This window comes from Vibrio hangzhouensis (genome assembly GCF_900107935.1).
GTDB lineage: Bacteria > Pseudomonadota > Gammaproteobacteria > Enterobacterales > Vibrionaceae > Vibrio > Vibrio hangzhouensis.
Genome location: NZ_FNVG01000004.1, coordinates 224,425 through 249,873, shown reverse-complemented (window position 1 = coordinate 249,873; position 25,449 = coordinate 224,425). Strand labels below are relative to the sequence as shown.

Annotated in this window: 23 protein-coding genes and 1 tRNA gene; 13 read left to right on the top strand and 11 right to left on the bottom strand. The window is 46.0% G+C overall.

The window, feature by feature from the left end:
* Positions 1–48 precede the first annotated feature (48 nt).
* Positions 49–930, top strand: a complete 882-nt coding sequence (locus tag C4S60_RS06315; RefSeq protein ID WP_103879487.1) for a DMT family transporter — start codon at positions 49–51, stop codon at positions 928–930.
* A 198-nt stretch (positions 931–1,128) separates the two neighbouring features.
* Here the strand turns inward: C4S60_RS06315 and C4S60_RS23520 are convergent, their stop codons facing one another.
* Both C4S60_RS23520 and C4S60_RS06310 read right to left on the bottom strand, forming a co-directional pair.
* The gene (locus C4S60_RS23520) at positions 1,129–1,278 is read right to left on the bottom strand and encodes a hypothetical protein (RefSeq protein ID WP_160111339.1); all 150 of its coding nucleotides are present in this window, start codon (positions 1,276–1,278) and stop codon (positions 1,129–1,131) included.
* Positions 1,279–1,515: 237 nt separating this feature from the next.
* Positions 1,516–4,563 (bottom strand): efflux RND transporter permease subunit, encoded by a 3,048-nt coding sequence (locus tag C4S60_RS06310; protein WP_103879486.1) that lies wholly within the window; start codon positions 4,561–4,563, stop codon positions 1,516–1,518.
* Positions 4,564–4,842: 279 nt separating this feature from the next.
* Between C4S60_RS06310 and C4S60_RS06300 the strand changes: the two genes are divergently transcribed.
* Positions 4,843–5,163 (top strand): hypothetical protein, encoded by a 321-nt coding sequence (locus C4S60_RS06300; RefSeq protein ID WP_103879484.1) that lies wholly within the window; start codon positions 4,843–4,845, stop codon positions 5,161–5,163.
* Between the two features lie 693 nt (positions 5,164–5,856).
* Here the strand turns inward: C4S60_RS06300 and C4S60_RS06295 are convergent.
* The 4 genes from C4S60_RS06295 to C4S60_RS06280 all read right to left on the bottom strand — a co-directional run bounded on the left by C4S60_RS06295 (position 5,857) and on the right by C4S60_RS06280 (position 10,016).
* Positions 5,857–7,041: a hypothetical protein gene (locus C4S60_RS06295; RefSeq protein WP_103879483.1), complete on the bottom strand. Its 1,185-nt coding sequence runs from the start codon at positions 7,039–7,041 to the stop codon at positions 5,857–5,859.
* A gap of 558 nt (positions 7,042–7,599) precedes the next feature.
* The gene (locus tag C4S60_RS06290) at positions 7,600–8,283 is read right to left on the bottom strand and encodes an oligogalacturonate-specific porin KdgM family protein (protein ID WP_103879482.1); all 684 of its coding nucleotides are present in this window, start codon (positions 8,281–8,283) and stop codon (positions 7,600–7,602) included.
* A gap of 246 nt (positions 8,284–8,529) precedes the next feature.
* The gene (locus C4S60_RS06285) at positions 8,530–9,561 is read right to left on the bottom strand and encodes an HlyD family secretion protein (RefSeq protein WP_103879481.1); all 1,032 of its coding nucleotides are present in this window, start codon (positions 9,559–9,561) and stop codon (positions 8,530–8,532) included.
* Positions 9,558–10,016 (bottom strand): magnesium transporter, encoded by a 459-nt coding sequence (locus tag C4S60_RS06280; RefSeq protein ID WP_103879480.1) that lies wholly within the window; start codon positions 10,014–10,016, stop codon positions 9,558–9,560. The genes C4S60_RS06285 and C4S60_RS06280 overlap by 4 nt, the downstream gene beginning before the upstream one ends.
* 697 nt (positions 10,017–10,713) lie before the next feature.
* On the opposite strand from C4S60_RS06280, the gene C4S60_RS06275 reads away from it, so the two are divergent.
* Together C4S60_RS06275 and C4S60_RS06270 are read left to right on the top strand one after the other, a co-directional pair.
* Positions 10,714–10,797: transfer RNA gene (locus tag C4S60_RS06275), tRNA-Leu, on the top strand.
* Between the two features lie 63 nt (positions 10,798–10,860).
* Complete coding sequence (locus C4S60_RS06270; protein ID WP_103879479.1) at positions 10,861–11,460, top strand: DUF2913 family protein; 600 nt, start codon at positions 10,861–10,863, stop codon at positions 11,458–11,460.
* A 40-nt stretch (positions 11,461–11,500) separates the two neighbouring features.
* On the opposite strand, the gene C4S60_RS06265 is transcribed toward C4S60_RS06270, so the two are convergent.
* The 4 genes from C4S60_RS06265 to C4S60_RS06250 all read right to left on the bottom strand — a co-directional run bounded on the left by C4S60_RS06265 (position 11,501) and on the right by C4S60_RS06250 (position 17,239).
* The gene (locus C4S60_RS06265; RefSeq protein ID WP_103879478.1) at positions 11,501–14,614 is read right to left on the bottom strand and encodes an efflux RND transporter permease subunit; all 3,114 of its coding nucleotides are present in this window, start codon (positions 14,612–14,614) and stop codon (positions 11,501–11,503) included.
* A gap of 9 nt (positions 14,615–14,623) precedes the next feature.
* On the bottom strand, positions 14,624–15,787 hold the full coding sequence (locus C4S60_RS06260) for an efflux RND transporter periplasmic adaptor subunit (RefSeq protein WP_103879477.1): 1,164 nt from the start codon (positions 15,785–15,787) through the stop codon (positions 14,624–14,626).
* Between the two features lie 289 nt (positions 15,788–16,076).
* Positions 16,077–16,676 carry a TetR/AcrR family transcriptional regulator gene (locus tag C4S60_RS06255; protein WP_103879476.1) on the bottom strand — a complete coding sequence of 200 codons (600 nt, stop codon included), beginning with the start codon at positions 16,674–16,676 and terminating at the stop codon, positions 16,077–16,079.
* A gap of 137 nt (positions 16,677–16,813) precedes the next feature.
* Complete coding sequence (locus C4S60_RS06250; RefSeq protein WP_103879475.1) at positions 16,814–17,239, bottom strand: universal stress protein; 426 nt, start codon at positions 17,237–17,239, stop codon at positions 16,814–16,816.
* Between the two features lie 311 nt (positions 17,240–17,550).
* Between C4S60_RS06250 and C4S60_RS06245 the strand changes: the two genes are divergently transcribed.
* Positions 17,551–18,210 (top strand): nitroreductase family protein, encoded by a 660-nt coding sequence (locus tag C4S60_RS06245; RefSeq protein WP_103879474.1) that lies wholly within the window; start codon positions 17,551–17,553, stop codon positions 18,208–18,210.
* 56 nt (positions 18,211–18,266) lie between these two features.
* On the opposite strand, the gene C4S60_RS06240 is transcribed toward C4S60_RS06245, so the two are convergent.
* Positions 18,267–19,172, bottom strand: a complete 906-nt coding sequence (locus C4S60_RS06240; RefSeq protein ID WP_103879473.1) for a LysR family transcriptional regulator — start codon at positions 19,170–19,172, stop codon at positions 18,267–18,269.
* A 166-nt stretch (positions 19,173–19,338) separates the two neighbouring features.
* On the opposite strand from C4S60_RS06240, the gene C4S60_RS06235 reads away from it, so the two are divergent.
* The 8 genes from C4S60_RS06235 to C4S60_RS06205 all read left to right on the top strand — a co-directional run bounded on the left by C4S60_RS06235 (position 19,339) and on the right by C4S60_RS06205 (position 25,385).
* Positions 19,339–20,337 carry an NADP-dependent oxidoreductase gene (locus C4S60_RS06235; RefSeq protein ID WP_103879472.1) on the top strand — a complete coding sequence of 333 codons (999 nt, stop codon included), beginning with the start codon at positions 19,339–19,341 and terminating at the stop codon, positions 20,335–20,337.
* A 574-nt stretch (positions 20,338–20,911) separates the two neighbouring features.
* Positions 20,912–21,046, top strand: coding sequence for a hypothetical protein (locus C4S60_RS23860; RefSeq protein WP_279626937.1), 135 nt, complete (start codon positions 20,912–20,914; stop codon positions 21,044–21,046).
* Positions 21,047–21,219: 173 nt separating this feature from the next.
* Positions 21,220–21,723 (top strand): GNAT family N-acetyltransferase, encoded by a 504-nt coding sequence (locus C4S60_RS06230; RefSeq protein WP_244183030.1) that lies wholly within the window; start codon positions 21,220–21,222, stop codon positions 21,721–21,723.
* Positions 21,724–21,913: 190 nt separating this feature from the next.
* Positions 21,914–22,558 (top strand): LysE family translocator, encoded by a 645-nt coding sequence (locus tag C4S60_RS06225; protein WP_103879471.1) that lies wholly within the window; start codon positions 21,914–21,916, stop codon positions 22,556–22,558.
* Positions 22,559–23,000: 442 nt separating this feature from the next.
* Positions 23,001–23,360, top strand: a complete 360-nt coding sequence (locus C4S60_RS06220) for a nuclear transport factor 2 family protein (RefSeq protein WP_103879470.1) — start codon at positions 23,001–23,003, stop codon at positions 23,358–23,360.
* A gap of 144 nt (positions 23,361–23,504) precedes the next feature.
* Positions 23,505–24,005: a hypothetical protein gene (locus C4S60_RS06215; RefSeq protein ID WP_103879469.1), complete on the top strand. Its 501-nt coding sequence runs from the start codon at positions 23,505–23,507 to the stop codon at positions 24,003–24,005.
* 118 nt (positions 24,006–24,123) lie between these two features.
* Positions 24,124–24,642, top strand: a complete 519-nt coding sequence (locus C4S60_RS06210; RefSeq protein ID WP_103879468.1) for a phosphoribosyltransferase — start codon at positions 24,124–24,126, stop codon at positions 24,640–24,642.
* A gap of 356 nt (positions 24,643–24,998) precedes the next feature.
* Positions 24,999–25,385, top strand: a complete 387-nt coding sequence (locus C4S60_RS06205; protein ID WP_103879467.1) for a hypothetical protein — start codon at positions 24,999–25,001, stop codon at positions 25,383–25,385.
* Positions 25,386–25,449 lie beyond the last annotated feature (64 nt).

The window sequence follows — 25,449 nt, the reverse complement described above, 5'->3', positions numbered from 1 at the left end:
GTCTATGGCGCACAGTAGAGGCAAACCAAGATAACAAAAGATAGACCGATGGATTTGGCAAGCTTTCTCCGACTGATTCTACTCGCCTCAATTTGGGGCGGATCATTTCTGTTTATGCGTATAGGGGCAAATGTGCTGGGCCCCGCTGTGCTGATTGAGGCGAGAGTGTTTTTTGCCGCACTGGCTTTGCTCGCCGTTAGTTTCTATCTTAAGAAAAAACTGGAATTCACCAAACATACTCGTCACTTTTTTATCATCGGTCTGTTTAATACCGCTTTACCTTTTTTGTTGTTTGCTTACGCGGCACAGACCCTTAACGCTTCTACTTTGTCGATACTCAATTCAACCGCAGCAATATGGGGAGCCGTAATCGGTGTATTCTGGACCAAGACTCCGTTAACTAAACGTGGTGCATTAGGGCTGCTGATTGGGGTTGTGGGCGTGGCGGTGCTGGTGGGGTGGGACGCGATGCGAATTGGTGAGGAAGCGACTTTACCGATTGTTGCTGGCGTGATGGCTGCTTGCTGCTACGGAATTGCGACCAATTATGCCAGGAATGCGCCCTCGGTTCCGGCGTTTAATAATGCACACGGCAGTATGTGGGCCGCGTGTTTGATTGTGCTACCGCTGATTCCTTTTGTGCCCATGAGAGAAGTTCCGACTCAAGACGTTTGGATCTCCGTAGTTCTGTTGGGTGTGGTTTGCACTGGCGCCGCCTATTTGCTCTACTTCAGGCTTGTTACTGATATCGGTCCTTCGTCAGCTCTGTCAGTAACTTTCCTGATTCCTATGTTCGGTATCCTGTGGGGAAATTTGTTTCTGGGCGAGCCGATAGGTGCGAATACGATAGTCGGTACCTTACTGGTCATCAGTGGCACCATGCTGGTGACCGGCTTCTCTGTGTCGTCATTCAAAAGGGCGACTATGTAAGACATTACGCCCAGGATGGATGATGTTCCTGAGCGTACGCTCTTTAATTTGAGTTATCACTAGCAAAAGCGTCTCTTACTCTTTTTCGTTCGTACCATAAGGCCACAAGCAAGGCCGAAATAGCGATCACTAGCCAATCCGAAGGGTCATCAATCAGGCAATACTCTATTGGGTGTAATGCGTCCATTTTTGCAGCCTTCAGGAATCAGCAAACAGACGAACTGCGGACTTATAGCAAGGAGCTACGGTTACATCAACGACATACCAGCCTTCACCACACATTTGTTGGAAGCCTTGGTTATCGGTGACAAAGCGGTGTGCGCCGTTTTGAATGAGAAAGAATTTCATGGTTACCTCGTTTAACAGGGATTGATGATTAGTCCATTAATCAAGGTGCGATTGAAAGTTGTTTCTTTAGAATCGTATTGTCTGGTTCTTTGGTAACTGGTGCGAGTTGGTATCCATCAGTTTTTAGCATGGATGAAAGTGTGTTCAAACCATGGTAAACACCTACAAGCTGTGCTCTGAACCGCTACTTTTTATCAATCCAGAGCCTCGATGGAGGCTCTGGTTTGATGACATGGTTTAGTGAACGGGTTTAAATTGTTCACGAAGCTGCTGGATAAGGACAAAAAAGACGCTGGCCATAATGCAGCCGATGAAGGTTGCTGACACTATACCGCCAAATGATGCCCATCCCAGCGCCTGCTGACCACCAGAACCTACCGTAGAGGCCAGCATCAGAGGAATGAGTCCGACGCCGAATGAGAACGCGGTCATGAACACCGCACGGGCTCTCAGGCGAAGGGCCTGTACCGCCGCTTGTTTGATGGTTAACTCACCTTCATCTCGCAGTGTTTTGGCAAATTCGACGATCAAAATCGCATTTCGGACGGTCATCCCAATCAACAGAATGGCGGCAAGTTGAGTCAGAATATTGATGTTGCCGTTGATATGAATGACACCTTCAACAATACCGATAACGGCAGTGGGTACTGTCAGCATGATGGCCAGAGGAATTAGCCAGGATTCATATTGTGCCACAAGCACCAAGAAGGTCACCAGCATCGCCAGTCCCATTACAACAGCGACGGTGTTACCAGCGCTCACTTCTTCTTTCGCTGCACCGGTGAACTCCACCCGGTAACCCAACTCATCGGCTAATTCCTGAATCGCTGCGATAGCTTGCCCGGTTGCGACGGTTGGAATGACATCAATAAAGACCCCTTGCTCTGCGTTATAACGAGTGATGAAGTTAGGTACTTTGATTTGTTCCACATCGAACAGCTTTTCATAGGTAATACGAGTGCCGTTAGGTTTGGACAGGCCAGTTTTTTTCAGAGCTTCGGGATCAAGACGGAACTTAGGATCATTTTGTACCATGACTTTATAGTTTCGGCCGTTCATGTTGAAAGTATTAATGTAGCTGCCGCCAAAGTGTGTCTGCATGCCTTCGACCACCTCAGCAAAGGTGACGCCATATTTAAGAAGGTCATCTCGCTTAATGTTCAGTTTTACTGACGGCTTAGAGACTTCAAACAGCCCCATTGCCAGACCGACTCGTTCATCTTCCATCAGACGAGAATTGAATTGTTGAGTAAGTTCATAGAGTTCTTTAGGGGATAGCTCAGGCGCCAACAACACAAAGTTCACGCCATCAACCATGCCAAGTTCAGGAATAACGGGTGGTTTGAACGCAAATGCCTGAATGTCTGTGTTAGCGGCCAGCACCTGGTTGACTTGTTCTGTGATCTCAGTGTCAGATGCGGCTCTTGCTTCCATATTATCCAAAGAGAGAAGCATCATAAAACTGCTCATCTCTGCCGTGTTGGTCAGGAGGTTGAAGCCGGATGCTTCAACGCTGGTGGTCACACCGGGAAGCGCATTCAGTTGTTCAGTTAGCTGAGCCAGATATTCATCCGTTTTCGCCAGCGCTGTACCTTGAGGAAAACTACCAACAACGAAGACCGCGCTGGTATCTTCTTCAGGTAATAGCCCGGTTGGCAGCGTCGCGCCGCGCTCTACGGATAGATAAAGTCCGCCAGCCAGAAGCAATATGGTCAGCAATGGCAGACGAGTGGCCGTCCATGCTAAGCCGGTAAAGGCACGAATCTTTTGTGTGATCACCCACTCGACAGATTTTGCGACTACGTTTTTTCTTGGTGGCTTCATAAATAACGCGCACAAAGCGGGCGTTAACGACAGGGCGACCAGTGTTGATACAACCACCGAGGCGCACAGTACAATGCCAAATTCGGAGTAGATTGTGCCCGCCATACCAGGGATGAAAAGAGAAGGAGTGAAAACGGCGAGCAGCACTAACATGGAAGCGATAATGGGCGAAAAGGTAATCTCAAGTGCTTTAGATATGGCTTCTTTCACCGTCATATCCGGATGTTCGTGCAGTTGGTGCTCCGCATTCTCAATCACAATGATCGCAGCGTCGACCACGATACCAATCGCCATTACTAATCCGAACATGGAGATAATGTTAATTTGAATGCCCAGACCACTCATCACGGCGAATGTCCCGATAAGGGAAACCGGAATAGCCGTTACGGTAATCAGCGTTAATCGGACGTTTTGCATAAAGACAAGCGTTACCAGCGAGACAATAGCTACCGCCAGAACCAGGGTTTCCAGAACATTGTATATAGCACCGTCAATGAATGTGGTGGCATCGTAGACGGTTTTGATTTGATATGGACCGGGCTCGTCCAGTAGTGCTTTGATCTGGGAAGCAACCGTCATGGCATTGGCTTCAGGTGTTTTATAGATGAAAAGCACCGCACCATTCGCGTTTTCTCCGTACGCATTCGCAGTGTATATTTCGCTTCCCAGCTCAATGTTCGCGACATCTTTCAGATAGATTGTCTTACCCAGTTCGTCTGACCGAACGACAATCTGTCCAAATTGCTCCGGGCTTTCCAGGCCTCCATCGACGGTAATTGGGAATTCCAGACGGTCGTCAACTAAACTGCCAGCTGAAGCGATTTTGTTTTGAGTCGCAATAGCGTCACTAATATCGTCAACGTTGATGGAGTAGTGCTTCATTTTGTCGGGGTTGAGCCAGACACGAATCGAGTACTTTTTCTCACCCAGGACATCGACTTTGGATACGCCATTGATACGTTGTATCTTTTCTTTTAACGGACCACCAGAAAAGGCACTGATTTCGATTGCAGAGGCGTCACCAGATGGATCGGTGATGGAAATCCCCAACATTAAACCGTTGGAGAGCTTTTCTACCTGAACGCCATTTCGCATCACGTCACCAGGTAATTCGGGCAGCGCCAAGTTAACACGGTTCTGAACCAGATTGACCGCTTTATCAGAATCGGTACCGCTTTCAAATACCACCTCTAATGTGTAGGTACCATCAGCACCACTGGTGGATTTCATGTACTCCATTCCAGCGACGCCATTGACTTGTTTTTCAATTTCCGGGGCAACTGACTTCGCCATTACATCGGCACTGGCTCCATCCATAAACGTTCGAACTTCCACTGTAACCGGAGCCACATCCGGGTACCTTCCGATGGGAGAGTTGGCGGCGGATATTGCGCCAATAAGGGAGATCAAAAGTGCAATAACGATTGCAAACTTAGGTCGTTCGATGAACATTTTAAACATGTCAGTCACCCATTCATTATTAATTGTGAGGATATTACGCCGCCATTTTTTTAATAACAATTGAGTAAGTAGATGACCTATTAGCAATCTTGGTGAGTATTATCGAGTGTGCGAATACCTCAATAGCGGCGCCTTATCAGAAGCAAGTGGCAGACCGGAAACTGTTTCATATATTTGAAAACAAGATAGTAGCTATTTTCGTGCTATTTGCGATTGACGCTACAGTTCAACCTACATTTTGGGAGGTGCAGGGAGGCATCCATACATATTGAGGTTACTATGAAATCAACACTACTAGGTTGTGCGCTAATATTTTCCGCTTCGTCTGCTATGGCTTATCATCCCTGCGAGCCTGGCAATGTGGTCACCGATGCGGTTGAAGGTGCGGTTGTCGGTGGCGTTGTTGGCGCTATGGCGGGGGATGCGAAAACCGGCGCTATGATTGGTGGCGCCGCAGGTGTCATAGATGGCGCATATGATGAAGCAGAGTGCGATGCGCTCATTGGCGATGCGATTGTCGAGGAGGCGGTGATATCGGATTATGAAGATGCTATCGTCGAAGACGCTATTATCGATTCTGCTATTGATGATGGTTGGTAATACAACGCACATCGAGTAATTTTCAGGCCCCATGCTTAAACGAGTGTGGGGCTTTGTTTTATTTATGAAATAAGGCAAATGGACTGGACCTTATGAGGCTGAATCACACTGAGGCTGAGGCTGAGGCTGGGGCTGGATTCAGGTGAGCCAGATAGGGAGTAATAAAGATGTCTGGAATTTGAATGCGCTGAAAAAATAAGACGGGAAGGGGATTTGCTGAGTTAGGATAAGATGAATTAGTCTGAACGTAACCTGTCAGTTTTGTTTACTCGATGTGACCATATCTGACAGGTTGCCCTAAATCAGTTCTGCCCCATTTCTTGTTTTTAAACCAAAAAATAACCCCGTCATCCCCTTGAAAAAGGGGATCTCATACCGCGTGTTGTGAACGTAATTTACGCGACGTAGTCATTATTTTTCAATTAGCTACGCGCTTTATGAGATCCTCACTTGCGTGAGGATGACGGTATTCTGGGAGATGTTAAAAAAAAGGAGACTATATTGCTTCTGTCCAGAGACGTGCCGAGGGGGAATGTAACGCAGAAATGCCCCATTATGTGCAAGTGACGCTCAACCTCAAAAATCACAGTGGGGTAGTTTGACCTACTTTCCTTATCTATGTAGTGCCTAGTAAGTCTGAGGACTATCACCTTATGCTTTTATTTTTTGCCCACTTTATGGTTCTAAACGCCGTTAATTTTCATACGCATTGAGCGCTTGCAGCAGCAAAGGTTTAACGACGGGGTAGATTTGATTTAAACGCAACTGGTAGAAGTCAAACGCTTCTTTCCAAGACTCTTCATTCTGCCAGTCAAGAGAGATTGCGGGTAGCGAGATTTTTAGCTTATCTGGCACAAACTGAGTGCCCTCTGGCAATAGTGGCATCAATGATTCTCGCCTATCAGACAGATACTCAAACAAGTATTGCCCAAGTGCGTCATTTCTGAATTTCACAAAGACGCCCACCTCATTGGGTTTAGAGCGGTAAGTTGTTATCCAACTATTGTGCGCCCTTGGTGGTAACTCGAACCATAAGTGCCCCTGAGTCGAAGGGGTTGGTAACCTAACGTTAGTGTCTTCAAGCTCAAGATAATCAAGCAATGCACTCCAATACTCATAGGATTGGCCAGAACTTTTGTTTGTGGCTGATTCATTTTGCTCGTTGGTGGATTCCAGTTTCTCAGTAACTTCACTACTTACCTGATTAATCGAAATCACTCGGCGCTCAATAATTTCAGTTTTGTGCATCACTTGAGGATTCACGAGCAGCTGTTCACCTGACATGTGGAAGATCTGTACCTCAACCATGGCAAAGGAAAACTCCATTGATGCATGGGTATTAAGAAAGTCCTTTATCTCAAAAGCCCCTTCTCGAATACCATCGCCCACTACCAATAATAAGAAACGGCCTCTTGAGAGGTTTCGCTGGACCATATCAATGAATGAGGCTTCTAATACTTCATGGCCACCCGCCTCAACCAATTCAAAAAGCGATAGACCACCATTAACTGCACAAACTTTAGTATCAAGTTCGTCGTAGCTCCAATTCATCAAGTCTTTAGCGTAATCGAGTATTTGCCCAATCACTTCTCTACGAGATTGAGGGTTTCGATAGAGTTTGGTTTCCGCGATGACCAATCGGCCCGTTGGCGTCACATAGATGCAGTCCACTCGACCCGACTTAGTGACAAGCTCCATACACACTGGTACCGCACCGGTATAGTCAGCATCAATCTCATAAAAGGGTAATAGGTCAGCGTTAGCAAAGATAAGTTGCTGTAACCACTTCTCATCGTAGATACCTGTTGCTTGCAACTCGACTCGTTGAAGCCTCTGAACACTGCTTTCGGGAGATACGATGATTGGACCATTGCTCATGAAAGAACTCCGTTGCTAACTAAAAACGCTTAGGATAACAAACTGTAAGGTTAGCCCAACTCTTTACTTTAGGGCGTTTACGAAGTCTCATTTTTCTACTTTGACTTGCTTACTTCATTGGTCTGCGAGCAGTGCTGCACGCCCATAAGGGCAAGCTATTGCACTGTCGTGATGCAGTCAGATGGAAAGGCGTGAGGGCTAACTCAGATCTGCCCCATTTCTTGTTTCTAAACCTAAAAAATAACCCTGTCATCCCCTTGAAAAAGGGGATCTCATTCAGCGCGCTGTGAACGCAATTTACGCGACGTAGTCATTATTTTTCAGTTAGCTATGCGCTTTAGGAGATCCTCACTTGCGTGAGTATGACGGAATTCTGGGGGATGTTAAAAAAATGGAGACTAGATTGCTTTTGTCCAATTGTGAGTTCCAATATCGGCAGGTCGACTTGTACGATCTAGTAGTGACTACCCGAGTGGATGTGTAATATCGAGTATGAGTTACTACAGATAAGATATTCATTCCGTCGAATATCTTGTGCCCAATTAACCGATGTGTTGGTTAGAATGGAAGTACAACGCCAACTTTGCCGTAGGTGTTGCGCTTGTCGTCACCAAACTGACCTTCGTTACCAATTTCGACATAAGGAATGAAGTTATCGATAGCGGTAAACGTCGCACGCAATTCAACATTGTAAATTGTGTCTTTACCTTGATCACCACTGATTTTTTCTCTGGTATTTTCCTTTTGACCAACGAGCTTAGCATTTAGGTGCGTACGGTCCGTTACTTGCTTGCCTGCAGCCAAGTCAAAACGATAGATATCGCTTCGGTGAGTGCCGTTACCCGAGTTGAGCTCGGTGTCTTTGCGCAAACGAAGAGAGGTATCGAATAGATCCGCTACGTTTCCGCCAACTGTTACGCCAAATTTATTCTGGTCGTTATAGTTGCCATGTACGCTTTTCTTATCGGCAAACTCGTATTCACCTTTTACCCAGACATGGTCGAAGTCGTGCTGGTAGCTAAGATTGTATTCGTTCTCGAAGTTTGCTTTACGCTTTGCAGAAAGTCCAAATCCTTCATAACCGACAAAGGCTTTCATACCAGAACCGTTACTGGTCTCATAAAGTTTTTGACCGTTGTCGCCAAACTTTGCATCCAGCTCAATACCACCAGACAAACCGTTTGCGATTGCGTTTACTGAGAACGCAGATGCAATTGCAACAATGATTGCTGTCTTTTTCATTTCTAATTACCTTATTTGTATTCAATGCTCTTCTAATCGAAAGCGGGCACAAGGTAACGTTTAATTGAAATAGTGCTAAGTTAGCAGATATAAGTAAAACGAATAGGTATGGATTGAAATTTCAAGCGAATGATGTAGACAAAAATGCACCCCACAAATGTGAGGTGCAGTAGGCCCAATGTATTGTTCAAGTTCCAATCAGCGTCCCGGCTATTTGTAGGCCTCAAGAGGGTTACCTTTTGCCAGTTACAGAGCGCTCAAGTAGGCCTTCAGGGCTTTCAGGCGTACCGTTGCACCACCAATGATGTCCATAAAACCCAGTGCTTGAGAAGGCTTGGTTGCAGATACCCATCCGGAACCCGTTGCTCCGAGTGGGATGTCATAGCCTTCGGGCTCATTAAATTCGATGACGATAGTTCGGCCATGAGACCCCATATTATTGCCGACGTGCTGACGGACATGCTGGGTCGCTCCGCGTGGCGATATCTGCGCTTCACCGGTGTTAGTGGTGATACTGTGGACACGTCCGCGGAATATTTCTCCAGGATGAGAATTAACGAAAAACTCGGCAAACTGTCCCTCTTTGATGTGTCGGTAGGTCTGATCGCTGACGCGCATTTCTACAAATTTACGTTCAGTGTCGAAAAGGTGCAGGTTACCGGTTCGGGAGCCCTCAGCAATATTGATCACACCCACGACACCATCAAAGGGAGCGCGTACCTGATTGCGGTCATTGAGCCACTCTTTCTGGTTGATTTTTGCATGAATCCCATCGACATCAGAGCGAGCCGCCATCAAGTCCGCTGTGCCTTTTTGAATTCGGGTGTAAAGCTCGTCACGATCCTGTTCTGAGCTGAATTCATCGAGATTTACCAAGCGCTGGTGGTTTTTCTTATCGATAGCGATCTGTTCCTGAATGCTGACAATGCGATGTTCCGCTGCGACCAGACTAGAGCGCAGGCTTTTAAGCTCTTCATCCGTGTCTTCCGATTCAAGCGTGTAAAGGAGATCCCCTTTGCTGACCTTTTGGTTGTGGGTAACATAGATTTCTTTGACTTGCTGACCGAACAAGGGACTGAGTACCGCGTGGGGTGCTTTGACAGTGGTACTGTCGGTTAAGTCTGCTGGCGACCAGAATCGGTGTGCCGTAAACAGCAGGAAGGCGAGAAAAGCGCCAAAACCAACGCTGATAACAGCATTTTTGAGAGTCCACTTGATGACACCCAGTTTTACAAGAAGCCAGATAATCAAAACATACGGAAGCATGATTTCTTTCATTGTGTTTGCTCCTCATTTTTTCCCGTAATGCCGCTGTGGATAACTTTACTGATTGCACGCCCAATGGCTTGCCAGTCGGTAAAGGCAATAATCAGCGCCAGCACCCACCATAATTTGTCGATGAACAAGCCACAGAGTGAAAGGGCAAAAACCAGATTGGCGTGGGCGCTTTTCATATATTGGCTGCGGTGAACGGCGACCTCGTGTAGTCGCCACAACAAATAGAGAACGTAGACAACAATAGCAACGGTAATAACAAAGATGATACCCATGAAAAGCTCTGAATTGAGTAATCCTAAAATGGTGGGTACGCCGTCGCTGAAATAGTCCGCAGGTAACTCCTTTCCGTGGACTCGAGAGAGTAGAGAAAAGAAATAGCTCAAGGACAGAAAGCTGCCTAAACCCACTATGGCCTTGGCAAGAAAAGCAAAAAAACGTTTGATTCGATCTTTCATTATACTTTTACCAGTATCGATAAATGGTCGTGTTGTAGGGGAGTGTTCCAACTCTCGAATTAATTGCAGATGGAGATGAAATCACACGGAGTTAGCCACTCACGGGCGCATTAAGGCATGCTGAAACAGCCAGATAATGGGTTGTCTAAGAGTAGATTCGGAAAACCGCCAAAAGGTCTGGTCAGAAGCCGTCGGAGGGAATGCGGCTGAGTCTGAAGCTAAGCGGTAATGCTCCTGGGGTAAATATGTCGCCGTATTTACGATGGCAACCTTGGTTATTAATAGTCTGAACATGAGCTTTCCTATATTCAGCCCATCCCTAGCTACTGTTTATGAAGGACAACGTTATTAATTCCGTTGAGTAACTCACCGAAACCTAATGGTTTATTGGTGTTCGCTTACTATGTTAACGCTCAATGTCTCCGCGATATATCAACTGAACTATACTTCAAACATTAATCTCACTGATGAATAAGGTGATCTAGGTAGGATTATTCCACTACGTGAAATATGGTTAAAAGGAAAGAGTGAGTTTCTGACGGGGTGTGATTCCACCAAACTGATGAATTGTTCACCAAACAAACTGTTTTTACTGAATTTATTCATGGAAATGCTATACAAGAAAAAAATCGTCAGTTAACATTTCAGCATCCACTGAAAATGTGGTCGTCAATAAATGCTCACGTAGCATTGCGATGCCGAGATGGTGAAATTGGTAGACACGCTAGCATGAGGTGCTAGTGCCTTTGGTGTGAGGGTTCGAGTCCCTCTCTCGGCACCATTATCCTTTCCCTTATACTACCTACAGACTACGATGCAGAACAAAGGATCCAGTTCAAAGCAAATGAGTACGTCTAACTCGGAATCAATACACCTATTGACCGAGGTGTCTCTTCACGCCTTATTACATCTAGAATTCAAGAAGCTTGAGAGCAAATCCCATTATTTCGACCGTGAGAAAAAGAACGATCTCCTGGTTCGATGGTTAAAACCCAAAATCAAAAGCAACAAATATAAAGCGATACGCAAACAGCTCAAGACAATGAGCTTGCAGGCAAAGAAACTGCAGGTGGATCTTGAAGAGGTATTATTGACAGGGGTAGAGGCCAAACCTGAAATCTTGCAGCCACATCTGGACAGCTATTTATTGTTGATTCGAGAGCTTGAGAAAAAGCTCGGCACCACAGCTTTGTTATCCAGTCCGGAGAAAGTCGACCTGAGCCATGATGAAAATGGCTGCCTGCTGTGCGTATTATCTGCGGATCTCAATGCGCATTTTGGCACCAAAAATCAGTTAGTGTCTGGTATCTCCATTCTGTTTCGTGGAACGGTTCGTGAAAAGCATCTGTTTCTTGGAACAATCTACGCCAGTGAAGTGTTTAAATATCAGATTCAATATGAGGACGATAACTTCGTCAGGATTACGTTAGAGTTGGATAAATAGCGGTATTAAAAAAGGCAGCACCTGGTGCTGCCTTTTTACTTTAACTACTTCGACCTTTTACTTTCTCGCGCATGGATTGCAGCATGACATAGAATACGGGCACCAAACAGGTACCTACTATGGTCGCGGCAATCATACCGCCCATTACGGCATAGCCTAATGAGACCCGACTCGCGGCTCCTGCACCCGTCGCGATCACCAATGGAATCACCCCAAGAATGAACGAGAATGCCGTCATCAATACTGCCCTGAAGCGTAGTCTTGCCGCTTTTACGGCTGCATCGGTGATGCTCATACCACCCTCTCGCAATTGTTTGGCGAACTCGACAATCAGGATGGCGTTCTTACATGCCAGACCGATGAGTAGCACCAGACCGATTTGAGTGTACAGGTTGACATCTGAGCCCATGATCCAGATATAAACAAAGGCACCCAGTATCGCAACCGGGACAGCGAGCATGACGGAGACCGGTACGGTCCAACTCTCATACTGAGCCACCAGGAACAGATAGGTGAAGATTAATGCCAGTGAGAAAATAAACGGTGCCAGGTTACCCGCTTTTAGTTCTTGATAGGTCTGCCCTGACCATTCATAAGTATAGCCATTTGGGAATGTGGTATCGGCGATGCGTTTTACCGCATCAATGGCTTGTCCGGTACTGTAACCCGGCGCAGGGAATGCGTTCACTTTAACGGCACTGTATAAGTTGAACTGGTTAATGTATTCCGGCCCCAAATTAGGCTCAATCGTGACTAATGTGTTGAGTGGTACCATCACATCGTATTTGTTTCGAATGTAGAAACGGGCGATATCCCGGTCAGAGTCCCTGAACTCAGTTTCAGCCTGCATGTTTACCCTAAAGACTTTACCAAAGCGGTTGAAGTCATTGACATACATCGAGCCCAGCATGGTTTGTAAAGTAGTAAAGATGCTATTGAGCTCAACCCCCTGGACTTTGGCTTTGTTACGGTCAACATCGACAAAGAGCTGAGGTACGTCAGCCTGGAAGGTACTGAATGCGGTGGTAAGTTCGGGCTCAGAGGTGGCCTGAATCGACATTGCTCTCATTACACCGGCCAACTCTGCAGGCGTTCGACCCAGAGTATCCTGAATAAAAAACTCAACACCGGAAACAGTGCCCACACCAGGAAGGGCCGGAAGAGAGAAACCTGCCGCTGTGGCCTCACTGTATCGCGACAAGGCGGCGTTAGCGCGGCGCACGATTTGAGCTTCGACCAGAGACGGGTCCTGTCGTTCATCCCAGTGTGACAGGATAACCACCATCAACCCCGCGTTGGAAGAAACCGCACCGGAAATGATCGAATAACCACTGGCAGAGATGACATTGGTGACACCTTCCAGTGTGTTGAGCTCGGTCACCATTTCGGCAATTACGTCTTTGGTACGGTTGATGGAAGAACCATTAGGAAGCTGCACATCAACAAAGAAGGCTTTCTTATCTTCAGTCGGAACGAAACCGGATGGCAGGGATGTCGCGAGGAAGCCCGTTGCGCCAATCAGAGCGATATAGACCACGCCGACGAGCATGAGCTTGCGTACCATACCAGAGACAAAGCCGCTGTACTTGTCGGTCGCTTTGTCGAACATGGCATTAAACTTAGCGTGGAAGCCAGCATCGTGGATCTTCGGCGGCTTGAGCAAGGATGCACACAGAGCCGGACTTAACGTCAGAGCGTTGACGGATGAAATCAAAACCGCAATACAGATGGTAATAGAGAACTGCGCATACATCTGTCCGGTAATACCCGGCATCACCGCTGTCGGTGCGAACACGGCCAACAGTACCAGCGTGGTAGCAACAACCGGTCCGGTCACTTCTTCCATCGATTTTGTGGTGGCTTCAACCGCGCTCAACCCTTCGTCTGCCATTAGACGTGTGGTGTTTTCAACCACCACGATGGCGTCATCGACCACGATCCCGATAGCCAGAATCAACGCGAACAAGGAGACAGTATTAATGCTCATCCCCGTTGCGAGCAAAAAGGCGAAGGTGCCAACAAGCGAAACAGGGATAGCAATAGCAGGAACCAGTGTTTGTCTTACATCCTGCAAGAAGATGTAGACCACGAAAATCACCAGCCCTACGGCGATGAGCAGTGTCTCAATCATTTCGTCAATCGACGTTTCAACGAATTGAGTAGTGTCATAGAGAACTTTGTAATCCATATCTTCTGGGAACTGCTCACGCAGTCTGGAAAGTTCGTCATGCACCCCTTTGGCGACTTCCAGCGCATTGGCGCCACTGGATTGGTAGATAAACAATAGCGCGGAAGGTTTGTTATCCAACATAGCTTCCGCATCATAACTTGCGGCACCGAGTTCAATTCGGGCGATATCGCTCAAGTAAACGGCACTGCCGTCTGGATTCGAGCGAATAATGATTTGCTCAAATTCCTCAGGGTGACTCAAACGTCCCTTGGTTGATAAGGTGTACTGGAATTGTTGGTCACGAGGAACCGGTGCGGCACCAATTCGACCTGCTGCCACCTGAATGTTCTGCTCCTGAACCGAGCCAATGGCTTCCTCAACAGTGACACCGAGACTGGCCATTCGATCTGGGTTTAACCAGATACGCATCGAGTAATCCATGCCACCGATGATACTAACCTTGGAGACGCCATTGACACGGGCAAGGTTGTCTTTGATGTTAATGCCCATGTAGTTGTTGAGAAACAGGTTATCCAGTGTCTCATTCGGAGAGACCAGATTAAGCATCATTAAGATATTGGGATCTTGTTTTTCGACCTTAACGCCATTGCGCTGTACTTCCTGAGGAAGTCTTGGCATGGCCTGTTGCACCCTGTTTTGAACGTTGACCTGTGCCATATCGACATTGGTGCCCACTTCAAAGGTCACATTGAGTGAGTAACTACCATCATTCGCCCCTTTCGACTCCATGTAGATCATGTTTTCGACACCGTTGACCTCCGCTTCGACGACTTTAGAGACTGTGTCGGCGACGACTTCAGCACTGGCTCCAGGGTAGGAGGTTGTGACCGAGACCATAGGTGGGGAAATATTTGGAAACTCTGCGACTGGAAGGACAGGAATCGACAGCAGTCCTGACAGGGTCAGCACAATAGAGATGACGAAGGCAAACTTCGGCCGGTGTATAAAGAATTTACTGATCATCGCTTGTCCTTAAGAGTCGTTTTCATCGAACGGTTGTACGGTGTCCATTTCGTAATCGACTTCTGCACCAACACGTGCTTTTTGTAGCCCTTCTGTGATCACAAGCTCACCTTTTTCAAGGCCTTGTTCTAATTCCCAATCCACGCCATAGCGTTTGCCCAGAACAACATTTTTACGTTTCACCACTTTATCGCTGTCTACCGTAAGCACGTAGCGGCCTTGTTGGTCTTCCTGAACGGCACGCTGTGGTATCAGCATCACTTCCTGCACCGTAGGTGCTTCGATAATCGCGGTCACGTAGAGTCCCGGCACCACTACTTGATTGGAATTGGCAAATTTCGCGCGGACGGCTAACGTACCCGTTGTCGCGTCAACCCGGTTGTCAATGAAGTCAATGGTGCCCGTTTCGTCAAACTCCGAGCCATCAGGAAACCGGAGTTTAACCGGCAGATCTTCAATGGAGTAATCGTGCTCAGCCAGTTTAGCGGCCTTCTGAGCACTGATGATAACCCTCTCGGGTAGCTGGAAGTTCACCCACATCGGTTCCACCTGAACCAGATTGACCAGCTCTGTTTGGTCTGGAATGATCAAATCACCCACGAACACCTCAGCACGACCGATTCGGCCTGAAAATGGCGCGTGGATCTTTGTGTAGCCAAGTTCAAGCTTGGCATTATCGAGTTCCGCATTGGCACTTTGTAATGCCGCCGCGTTTTGCAGTTTGTTGGAAAGCAGGTTGTCGTAGTCTGCCTGACTGATGTAATTGTCTTCGATGAGGCCTTCACCACGCTTAAAGTTTCGAACGGCCGTCTCATAAGCCGCCGTTGATTGAGCAACAAGGGCTTTAGATGCCTTGACTGCCGCTTCATACTGCTCAGGGTCGACTTCAAACAGTAAATCACCCTTAGTCACCATGCTGCCTTCTTCAAAGTAAGTCTTGAGAAGATTTCCACGCACCTTGGACTTGATCTTGATATCCTGAGTGGCTTCGGTTCTTCCCACGAACTCTTCGCTGGGCGTGATGGCCTTCATGGTGACTTCCAGGACTTTAACGCTGGGTTTAACCTGAGCGACAGCCTGGGGCTCAGAATCGCAACCTGCAAGTAGTGCCAATGGTAATACTGCGATAAGTCCTTTTAGAAGTGCCTTATCGAGGTGTGGAATGTAAGACATAGACAATCCTTTATTCTGATATTTTTATAGAAAGAGTAATCATTAGAGTCTAGACCATATATGGCCAAGCAACAGTGACTGTTCGGTATAATTAGTTGAGGCTTATTAGGAAGTTAACTTTAATCGACTTGCGTCACAGAAATGGTCATTGGAGTGGTTTGTGGGTTATACAGAAATGACAAGTTTCGTATAACAATCTAGCGGTACGATATGTGTCCCTGTCGACAGGAAACTGGTTTAGCTTTAAAAGTCGTCGACTGATGTTCGTCTGCGGATGCCGATGTTGGTTTTATTGGTTCGAAGTAAACGGAGCGTGGTTGAAAATGGTCAGTACCAGTTCTTCGATTTGCTCTTCAGTGCAGCGTGCGGTGCGAATGTAGGTGCGGATGCCCATGATTTGAATCTGAAGATGTTGAGCCAGACGCTGAGAAGAAATGTCTGAATTGACCTCACCAAGTGCCTGCGCTCTGGTAATGACGTCAGCAAATTTCTGTTCCATCAGGCGCAAGGAGTGCCGGGTAATACTCAGCAGTTCTGTTTGTTCATCAGACAGTTCTGCAACTGTCTTCGCAAGCATGCACATATTATTGGGCATCTCTTTGTGGCATGGTTTCACTGAATCGAAGACAAAACTGGCGAGGCCTTTGAGAGGAGAGCCCTGGTCCAGAATTGCTTGTTCAAGACGTTCACCGCCCAGACGAACATAGTGCTCGATGGCCGCTTTAAACATCCCTTCTTTGCTGCCAAATTCTGCATAAATACTGCCAGGCCGCATGTCCACAGCGTGTTGCAAATTACGCATAGTGGTGGCGTGAAAGCCTTTCTCCCAATACAGAAGCATGGCTTTGTGAATCACATCATCACGGTCAAATTGTGCGGATTTAGCCATGGTCGGGTCGTAACAGTAACTTGAACAGTTGTTCAATATTACATCAGCGGGTACTAATGGTAAAGATTACCCTGAATGGCACACGCGCCTTAGGCTGCCTGAAGGCAGCCTAAAGTGGTCGAGGGACGATCGAGCTATTAATCGTCAATAGGCACGACAAGGACATCAATAGGCGATTTATTGATGATAGGTCTGGAGTTGGACACTAATTTACTCCAGAAATCATGGTGGTGACCACAAATGAGCAAGTCAAAGTCGTGCTCAGCAATGGCGGCCTTCAGTTTTTCACCAAGGTCACCAGTACCCACAATAAAGTGTTTAATCGGGTAGTTTGCGTAGTCGGCGAACTCATGGAGCTGATCCATGGATTCTACGTGTAACGGCCTTTGCTCGGGGTCGATTCGGATGTCCACCATATCGGGATAGATTTCGCCATGGGTGCCATCAATGTGAATGAATGACACATCTGCATCCAGAAGTTTTGCCAAAAATACAGCTCTATCTATCAACACGTTACTATCATACGAAAGTTCGACTGCCACTAAGATATGTTTGTATTTCATAACCACAACCTCATTATTGTTAATGTCATATTTAGCATAGACTTAGTTTGGTTGTTTTTGTGTCGATGAGATCGCGGATTGCAAATAAAAGTGCTTTTTAAGTGCGATCTAACAGAGCATATTTTGAGTCATTATGGATCTTTTTTTCCATAATGTCTGGATGAATCGATACTTTTTTTCAGATGCCAAAGAGCTTAACCTACACTTCGTCAACAGCGTTGACATTAAGCGATAAGGGCTTTGCGATGAAGGTCGTCACCGATAAGCTTGCTTAACATACTCATTGTTTTGGTAATATTGTGGAGAGTAAAGTGACTCATCAAATCATCAAAGATCTTAATAGCCGTTATACTGCTAAAAAGTACGATGCTGACAAACGCATTTCGGCGGAAGACATGGAGATCATTAAGGAATCAATTCGCCTTTCAGCCTCATCGATCAACTCGCAACCCTGGAAATTTATCGTGATCGAAAGCGAAGCCGCAAAGCAGCGATTCCACGACACGTTCGCCAATATGCATCAGTTCAATCAACCGCATGCAAAAGAAGCGTCTCACACTATCTTGTTTGCGCACAACCCGCGTTTTAGCAAGGACGACTACAAAAAAGTGGTCGACGCAGAAGTCACTTCGGGTCACCTGCCAGCAGATAAGTACGACATGATGCTTAACGGAGCGTTTGGTTTTGCGGAACTGAACACCGATGAAGATGGATACAATGGCCAATGGACTAAGGCACAGACCTACATTGCGTTGGGTAATCTTCTACATACATTGGCTCGTATGGGTATCGCATCAACACCAATGGAAGGGGTAGACTCTGAGCTGATTGGTGAGATGTTCCAGGAAGAATTGGGGGGTTATGTGTGTGACTTTGCACTTGCACTTGGTTATCACAAGGAGGGCGAGGACTACAATTTTGGCCTGCCAAAATCTCGATTGGCGCAGGAAGATATTATTACGGTTCTATAACCGATAGCCACTGCTTCTGAAAACCGACCCTCCAGGGTCGGTTTTTGTTTACAGGGCTACATCCTTCCCTTTACACGAGAGGCAATAAAGTCGACCGCCGCTTTTACTTTCGGTGTCGCGTAAGCGAGCTTCTGATACAACATGTACACACCCAGGTTCTGGTTCTGGGTGATTCCGATTGACTCGGCAAAATGAAGTCTGACCAACTCACCTTGTTCCAGATAAGGTTTTAGTACCCACTCAGGCATCATAATGATGCCTTCGCCTTTCACCGCCTTGTCGGCCAACCATTTACCATTGTTGCTGGTTAATACGCTTGGTGCAGACACATCCTGCCATTCTCCATTTATTTCGCTTAGCCACGGTGTTGGTCCCACTGGAGTTTTAAAGTAGAGCCCTTTGTGGGCAGGTAACTCTCGGGTAGAGGTCGGCAGACCGTACACTTCAAAGTATTTTGGCGCGGCGGCAGGAATGAACTGGTTGTCCAGCAGTTTGACCGCGACCACACGCTCGTCCGGAGCATAGCCGCCACGTATGGCGATGTCTATGTCATCTCTGTCCAGTTTGGACAGTTGATCATTGAGCTCCACATCCAGTGATATATCGGGGTATCTTTCTGAGAACTCATCCAGAATTGGGGCAAGAATCCGTTCGCCAAAGCCAACCATCGAACTGATCTTGAGGGTGCCGGTGGGCGTTGTCTGATAGCTCTTCACTCCCTGATCATACTGTTCCAGCTGTGTGACCAGATCGGAAACCTGTGCGTAGTATTGAGTGCCCACTTCGGTCAGGCTGACGGTGCGCGTTGTGCGTTTAAGAAGTTGAGCGCCGAGAGAAGCCTCAAGATCGGCAATACGCCTTGATACGGAAGAGGCAGGCACGCCAAACTGTTTGCCTGCAGTGGTAAAGCTTCCGGCCTCGACGGTGGCGATAAAATATTTAAGTGCGCGAAGTTGATCCATACCTTTACTCTTTAATTAAACCTATTGTTGTCTTATAGACAATAGAGATTGTCATTTTAACCTCTATATCTGGCAATAAACATAATGAATACTACAATCACAGCGAAAAGTTATCGCTCAGAGCCTGTTGCAGCCTCATTGCAGTCAAAAAAGAAAAGGAAACATCATGAGCCAATATACTGAAATACTTCTTAGCCAGCGTCCCGATGATAAGCCACTGGGCCCTCATATGTTTGAGGTCGTCACCAAAGAGATCCCGAGTGCAGGTCCTGGTCAAATCCTGGTGAAGCAGACTCACATGTCTCTTGACCCTGCGATGCTGGGCTGGATGAGTCCTGACAAAAACAGCTACATTCCTCGTGTTGAACTGGGCGAAGTGATGCGCTCCAGTGGTTTTGGTGAAGTAGTCGAATCTAACCATCCTGATTTTGCAGTAGGTGATTTGGTGATGGGGATGATGGGCTGGACTGAGTACCTGGTGTCTAGTGGCCAAGGTCTGAACAAAGTGCAACCTGGCGTGAATGCCGACATGGCATTGGCGGTATTTGCACTACCCGGGCTGACAGCAACGCAGGGCCTGTTTAATATTGGCGAGCCTAAAGCGGGCGAAACGCTGGTGGTGACAGGCGCTGCAGGTTCGGTAGGGTCTCTGGTTGGGCAGTTAGCTAAGGCGGAAGGCCTGAGAGTCGTTGGTGTAGTGGGCAGCGACGAAAAAGCAGATTGGATAGTTAATGAACTTGGCTTTGACGGCGCGATCAATTACAAAACCGATGATCTGGAAGCGAAACTGGCACAACTGACACCCGATGGTGTTGACGTATTCTTTGAGAACACGGGTGGCCCGATTCAACACCATATCTTTAATCGTATGAACACGCATGGCCGTATTGTGGTGTGTGGCATGATTGCCGATTACACAGCGGCAGAGCCAGCACCGGGGCCAAACTGGATCAATCTGATCAAAAAGCGTATTAAGGTGCAGGGATTCGCGATGCCAGACCACTTTGGTGATGTTCCGGCTCTGCTCGCCAAGCTCACACCGTATGTGATGCAGGGTAAAATCAAATACCGTACTCACACCCTTGAAGGGCTTGAGAGCGCCATGACCGGCCTGAACCTGTTCTTTACCGGTGATAACAAGGGCAAGCTGATCGTGAAACTCTAACGGGATCACGCGCACTTCTTGATGCCTTAAGGCGGGATAGACTGCGGTCAACAAAGTCTATCCCGTACGTTGAGGGTTCTCATGTCTGCCTCAACACTCACTCACATCCTACCCCCTCCCTCCACCTCAAATAGACAGTCATTTCAAGTTCACTGTTATCTCTCTGAAAAAGAAAGTCTTATAAAGAGGGTAACTAACAAAGATGGCGTAACGCGCTCATGAGATTGACTATAATTCTAAATAAAATCGCCAGATCCAACCGTTTAACCTAAACGCATTTGAGAAAATTACCTGCCCCAAATGTTGAGGGAATTATGTAGAATACTTCCGCAGTTCTTTCTGGGATGGATCCTCCGATTCACACAACATCTTGGTAGTGGTTGAGTTTCATAATAAATGGTTGCAATATAGGTGAAATGCAAACACGGAAGAATTACGTCTATAAAACGTTATACCTCAGTGTTTTTCAGAGTTAGGGAAAGGAACCAGAACTAGCATTAATAGCCAGTTTAGGCTCAAAGCTTTTGTTAACTATTTGATAGAGTTACACACCGATGTTTATGGAGGGTACCTAATGGGAACTATTATTGGTTTTGTTATTTTGGCTGCTATAGATTGGTATCTTGTTCGTAAGACTGGGCTTCATATTCATCAATGGGTTTCTCGAAAGTACGAAGAGTATTTACAGGGTAAGGAAAACAATAAATAGCGTTTGCTTAATATACGAATTAAAAGGCACAACAAGGCGTTTAATTTGACAGCTAACGCGTGGCATTTTCGGTTTGGTTGAGTTTAGTATTTACGGTAGTCAGGTTGAGTATTGTGGTTGTGTTAGTTGCAACTCAACTTAGCGTTAGGGGCTCGGAGCAAAAGGTAGTTATTGTGAAAGTCAGGGAAGCACAAGTTAGTGACGCTGAATCTATTCTGGAGTTGATGTTTCAACTTGATACTGAAACGAAGTTTATGTTGTTTGAGGAAGGTGAAAGGAAAACAACTCTAGAGCAACAGGTGAAGATCCTTGAAACATTTTCTGAAAGCAATATTAAGTCAATGTTCGTTCTTGCCGATGAGCTAGGAGTCCACGGTTTTAGCGCTGGTATCGGGAATTCTACAAACCGGAACCGTCATTCGATGTATTGCGTGATGGGTATCAAGCAGTCAGTATCAGGGAAAGGTTACGGCAAACAATTGTTAGGAAAGCTTGAAGCTTGGGCTATAGAACATCATTTTTCAAGGCTTGAGCTGACAGTTATGTGTCACAATGAGAGAGCATATAATCTTTATCTTTCTCAAGGGTTTGAAGTTGAAGGAACAAAACGAAATTCATTAAAAATCGATTGCCAATATGTGGATGAGTACTATATGTCAAAATTGCTCCGCACCTAACAAACGCTTCGAGTTGATTCGTAACGCTCGGCACTATTGACGTTAATTTTGGATTGTGTGTTTACGGTGGTTAAATTAAATTCCGTTGGGCGTCACTCACCACTGGATCGAACGCTATGTGAAATAGGTGCATTGTTATTCAATTTAGTGCACACTTGAGATTGATTGAATTTTACTCAGGATTTCTTGAATGGAGTTACTATTAACACAATATCTCTCAGAGCTGCTAGCCGTCATTACTATAACTATCTTGACCATAGTTACCCCAGGACCTGATTTTATTGTAGTGGTCCGAAACAGCCTTGTTTACTCGGCTCGTTCAGGTATATATACCGCTTTAGGCGTTGCAAGTGCAGTATGGATACATATTGGCTACACCTTGGCTGGCATTGGTATTTTGCTTTCAAAGTCAATTTTGCTTTTTTCTATCGTAAAATACCTCGGTGCTTTTTATCTATTCTATCTTGGCTATTGCTGTATCAAGAGTAAAGGTAGTGATATCGACCTTCCTAATACTGACCAACGTGACAGAATAAGTGCATTGAAATCTTTTCAAATGGGCTTTCTTAACAATGCACTGAACCCAAAAGCTACACTTTTCTTTGTCAGCCTGTTTACTCAACTCGTGAGTACTTCGACCCCTCTGGAAATCCAAATAACTTACGGAGCTATAGTCTCATTAACTTGTTTGATTTGGTTTTCATTGGTCGCTCTGTTTTTAAATCGAACATATATAAGAAAAGCATTTTTATCTATTCAGGCATACGTGGAAAAAACCATGGGAGTTGTATTGGTAGCGTTTGGTATTAAGGTAGCTCTTTCTTCGACGAATTGAATTTCACATAACTAATTGCTTAGCAACGACTCCTAATGCTTGGCGAATTCACTCGCAATTTGAGCTCCGCGTTTATAGCTCAATATTCAACTTGGGTGGCATAGCGTTGTCGCCCGTTAGTAAGGTATTATGCTTCAGTGTTTGCTTTGCATACAGATTCAGAGGCATACAAGGTGTTTAAGAGCGACTCCGTAACGTGTGCAGGTTTATCTTCGCGTAAGTTTGACGCATGGTACTACACGCCTTAAGACGGCGTAATCTGCAAGGAGGTAGATTGAAGTATTTTCGCTATGCCGTGATATTACTATTGTTTTTGCTTGTTGTAGGGAAGGACTTTTACTTTTAATTCAAAGAAGACCAAAGACAGCAGCAATTGAAATCAGCATTCGACTACAAATAACGCCTATAGTTATTGGTGTGGTTGGGTGTTGGAGGAAATGTCATGAGTTTGGCTAATATCGTTCAAAGAGGTTGGGAAGCGGTTGGGGCTGGGGATTTTGATGCTTTGGTCGCTGACTATACATCGGATATGTTCTTTATCATGCCGGGTCAAGGCGATGTACTGGAAGGAAGGTATGCTTTTCGAGCCGCGCTGGAAAATTTGGGAGAGCTCTTTCCTCCTGGATTCGAGATTACAGATTTACGGAACCTGGAAGGTGTAGATGAAGTGGTTTCAATTGTGGAATGGAAGTCGGATAAGGTTTCATATTCTCAATTGTCCGTTCTATTTAAGTTTACGGGTGAAAAAATCTACGAAGAACGTTGGTTTGTTGATACAAAGCAATGGGAGAATTCCTTTTAAGTTCAAAGATATAACGAAGCCGTTTAGACTGATACCCAACGCCTGGCATTTTTGCCTTCCCGTTGGGTTTTGTGTTTTAGGTGCAATGGATTCGGTAGGTGGTCGCGTTGCTCGCTTTTATGGAACGTCATTTTTGGAGACTCTATGCCAATTAAAGAGTTTGATCGTTGGATTGATGAAACCATTCAGAAATATGAATGGCAGTCGCTTCCTTGCTCTGAGTTTGAGCAAGTCTTTGCAGGCTACTACTCGCCTGAGTATTTGGCTCAGTGTCGATATGTAGTAACGGAGAAAATACCTAAACCCGATATCGAAGGTCTAAGGGGGCTAGGGCTGGGAGACTTTCTGGACATGGATTGTGGCGCAATTACATACAAAAACATGTACTTCATTAAGCCGCAGCATCAATCAGATTTAGAAATTCATATCCATGAACTCATGCACACTATTCAGTGGCAGCTATTAGGCGGCGTCGGTTTCCTTGAAAGGTATGTACGTGAAATTAATGAATTTGGGTACGACAGGGCACCATTGGAAAACATGGCGTATGATTTGGGGCGCCACTTTAATAAAGATAGGTTACCCATACCCGTTCTAGAACATGTGCGTTTGAAAATAGCAGCAATTGCTCAGGTCGGCGGTTAACTCTCAGTAATTTCGATCTGGTTGGCTTTAGTCAATATGAAGGCTTTGCCCGAATACAGTGCTCGTGATGGGCTACGAAACAAGGTGATATTTGACCAATTGGACAAAGGGAAAGAAGATGAAATCTGAACATATTGGTGAACGGGTTCTGAATGAGGCGCAGATTCGAGCAGGTGTTGAAACTGTGGCCGAAAAGCTCAATAACCAGTTTAGTGATGCGGTGGTGATTACTGTTGTTCCCGGCGGCATTTTATTTACGGCTGACTTGGTCCGTGAGTTAAAGTTCGATATTAAAATGGACTATATATCTTGTCCTCATACTCCAGGGGTTAGCCATAATCAGTCCAGAATTGTCTACCATGAAAACATCCCCTTAAATGGTAAAGATGTCATTATGATCGATGATGCCATCGAGTCTGGTGGAACCATGAAAAGGCTCGTCGCTCATATACAAGAGCACTATAAGGTTAAGTCACTTTCAATCGCGACGCTGTTCGTCAAACCTGGTCGTGTCGATCTCCCTGTACCGCAGTATTATGCCTACGAAATGGACAATGATGACCTATTAGTTGGCTATGGGCTGCCTTGGCAAGATAAGCTGAGAAACATTCCCTACGTCTCCAAGTTGGTCAAGTGATCCTTTCGTTACGATACGATACTTGATCTTTATTTTAGATAACTATGTGCTTTGAAATATCCTTGTTTGCACAAGGATGAAGGCTGTTTCTGAGGCAGTGTGATGCCAATTATAGGTGACACTGTCACGCATTTGGTGATCCTGGCTCAGGATCTTCCGCTGCTCTGAACGCAGAGCGGTGTTTCATACAACCGGGAAGTAATTGTGAGCAGTTATGTCTGCAGGGTTACCTTTGGGTTAAATCTGGATAATTGCTGCCCAGTATTGCAATTCATTGGTTAAATCAATAAGCGCATGACCTTGTATTGATATTAAGGTTTTATTGTCGTCATTTTTTATACAGTAGTGGAAAGACGATGAACAAGGTATTGGGCTTAATTCTGGCGTTAGGGCTGGGCTTGTCAGGCATAGTGAAAGCAGACACCGGTATAGGTTTGTTTGTGGGAGACCCTTATTGGGGTGTGGATATTAAACACAACGATCTCCGATTCAATGTCAGCTTGGATGATCGAATGGGTTTCGGCGTAAACAAGATTTATGGTATTCAGAATACCCCGCTCTATTTCTTTATTGGCGGCCATTACGTGGATCGCAATCACCATTACATTGCCGTTACCCCTGGAATTGGTGCTGAGTTCAGGGTGAAACCAGTGGGTTTTTATGTGGACGTGACTCCTGCGGTGTATCTAGATCAATTTGATATTGAACTGGAAGCGCGCGCTGGGTTTAGGGTTTACTTTTGATTTTGCTGATTGCCTTAACTGACAATGGCGAGCATATGACTCGCCATCATTGTATGAGCACTCT

Bases quoted from the DNA above. Each gene is read 5' to 3' on its own strand.
- C4S60_RS06315 (WP_103879487.1), top strand. From the start codon at position 49: ATGGATTTGGCAAGCTTTCTCCGACTGATTCTACTCGCCTCAATTTGG.
- C4S60_RS23520 (WP_160111339.1), bottom strand. From the start codon at position 1,278: ATGAAATTCTTTCTCATTCAAAACGGCGCACACCGCTTTGTCACCGAT.
- C4S60_RS06310 (WP_103879486.1), bottom strand. From the start codon at position 4,563: ATGTTTAAAATGTTCATCGAACGACCTAAGTTTGCAATCGTTATTGCA.
- C4S60_RS06300 (WP_103879484.1), top strand. From the start codon at position 4,843: ATGAAATCAACACTACTAGGTTGTGCGCTAATATTTTCCGCTTCGTCT.
- C4S60_RS06295 (WP_103879483.1), bottom strand. From the start codon at position 7,041: ATGAGCAATGGTCCAATCATCGTATCTCCCGAAAGCAGTGTTCAGAGG.
- C4S60_RS06290 (WP_103879482.1), bottom strand. From the start codon at position 8,283: ATGAAAAAGACAGCAATCATTGTTGCAATTGCATCTGCGTTCTCAGTA.
- C4S60_RS06285 (WP_103879481.1), bottom strand. From the start codon at position 9,561: ATGAAAGAAATCATGCTTCCGTATGTTTTGATTATCTGGCTTCTTGTA.
- C4S60_RS06280 (WP_103879480.1), bottom strand. From the start codon at position 10,016: ATGAAAGATCGAATCAAACGTTTTTTTGCTTTTCTTGCCAAGGCCATA.
- C4S60_RS06270 (WP_103879479.1), top strand. From the start codon at position 10,861: ATGAGTACGTCTAACTCGGAATCAATACACCTATTGACCGAGGTGTCT.
- C4S60_RS06265 (WP_103879478.1), bottom strand. From the start codon at position 14,614: ATGATCAGTAAATTCTTTATACACCGGCCGAAGTTTGCCTTCGTCATC.
- C4S60_RS06260 (WP_103879477.1), bottom strand. From the start codon at position 15,787: ATGTCTTACATTCCACACCTCGATAAGGCACTTCTAAAAGGACTTATC.
- C4S60_RS06255 (WP_103879476.1), bottom strand. From the start codon at position 16,676: ATGGCTAAATCCGCACAATTTGACCGTGATGATGTGATTCACAAAGCC.
- C4S60_RS06250 (WP_103879475.1), bottom strand. From the start codon at position 17,239: ATGAAATACAAACATATCTTAGTGGCAGTCGAACTTTCGTATGATAGT.
- C4S60_RS06240 (WP_103879473.1), bottom strand. From the start codon at position 19,172: ATGGATCAACTTCGCGCACTTAAATATTTTATCGCCACCGTCGAGGCC.
- C4S60_RS06235 (WP_103879472.1), top strand. From the start codon at position 19,339: ATGAGCCAATATACTGAAATACTTCTTAGCCAGCGTCCCGATGATAAG.
- C4S60_RS23860 (WP_279626937.1), top strand. From the start codon at position 20,912: ATGGGAACTATTATTGGTTTTGTTATTTTGGCTGCTATAGATTGGTAT.
- C4S60_RS06225 (WP_103879471.1), top strand. From the start codon at position 21,914: ATGGAGTTACTATTAACACAATATCTCTCAGAGCTGCTAGCCGTCATT.
- C4S60_RS06220 (WP_103879470.1), top strand. From the start codon at position 23,001: ATGAGTTTGGCTAATATCGTTCAAAGAGGTTGGGAAGCGGTTGGGGCT.
- C4S60_RS06215 (WP_103879469.1), top strand. From the start codon at position 23,505: ATGCCAATTAAAGAGTTTGATCGTTGGATTGATGAAACCATTCAGAAA.
- C4S60_RS06210 (WP_103879468.1), top strand. From the start codon at position 24,124: ATGAAATCTGAACATATTGGTGAACGGGTTCTGAATGAGGCGCAGATT.
- C4S60_RS06205 (WP_103879467.1), top strand. From the start codon at position 24,999: ATGAACAAGGTATTGGGCTTAATTCTGGCGTTAGGGCTGGGCTTGTCA.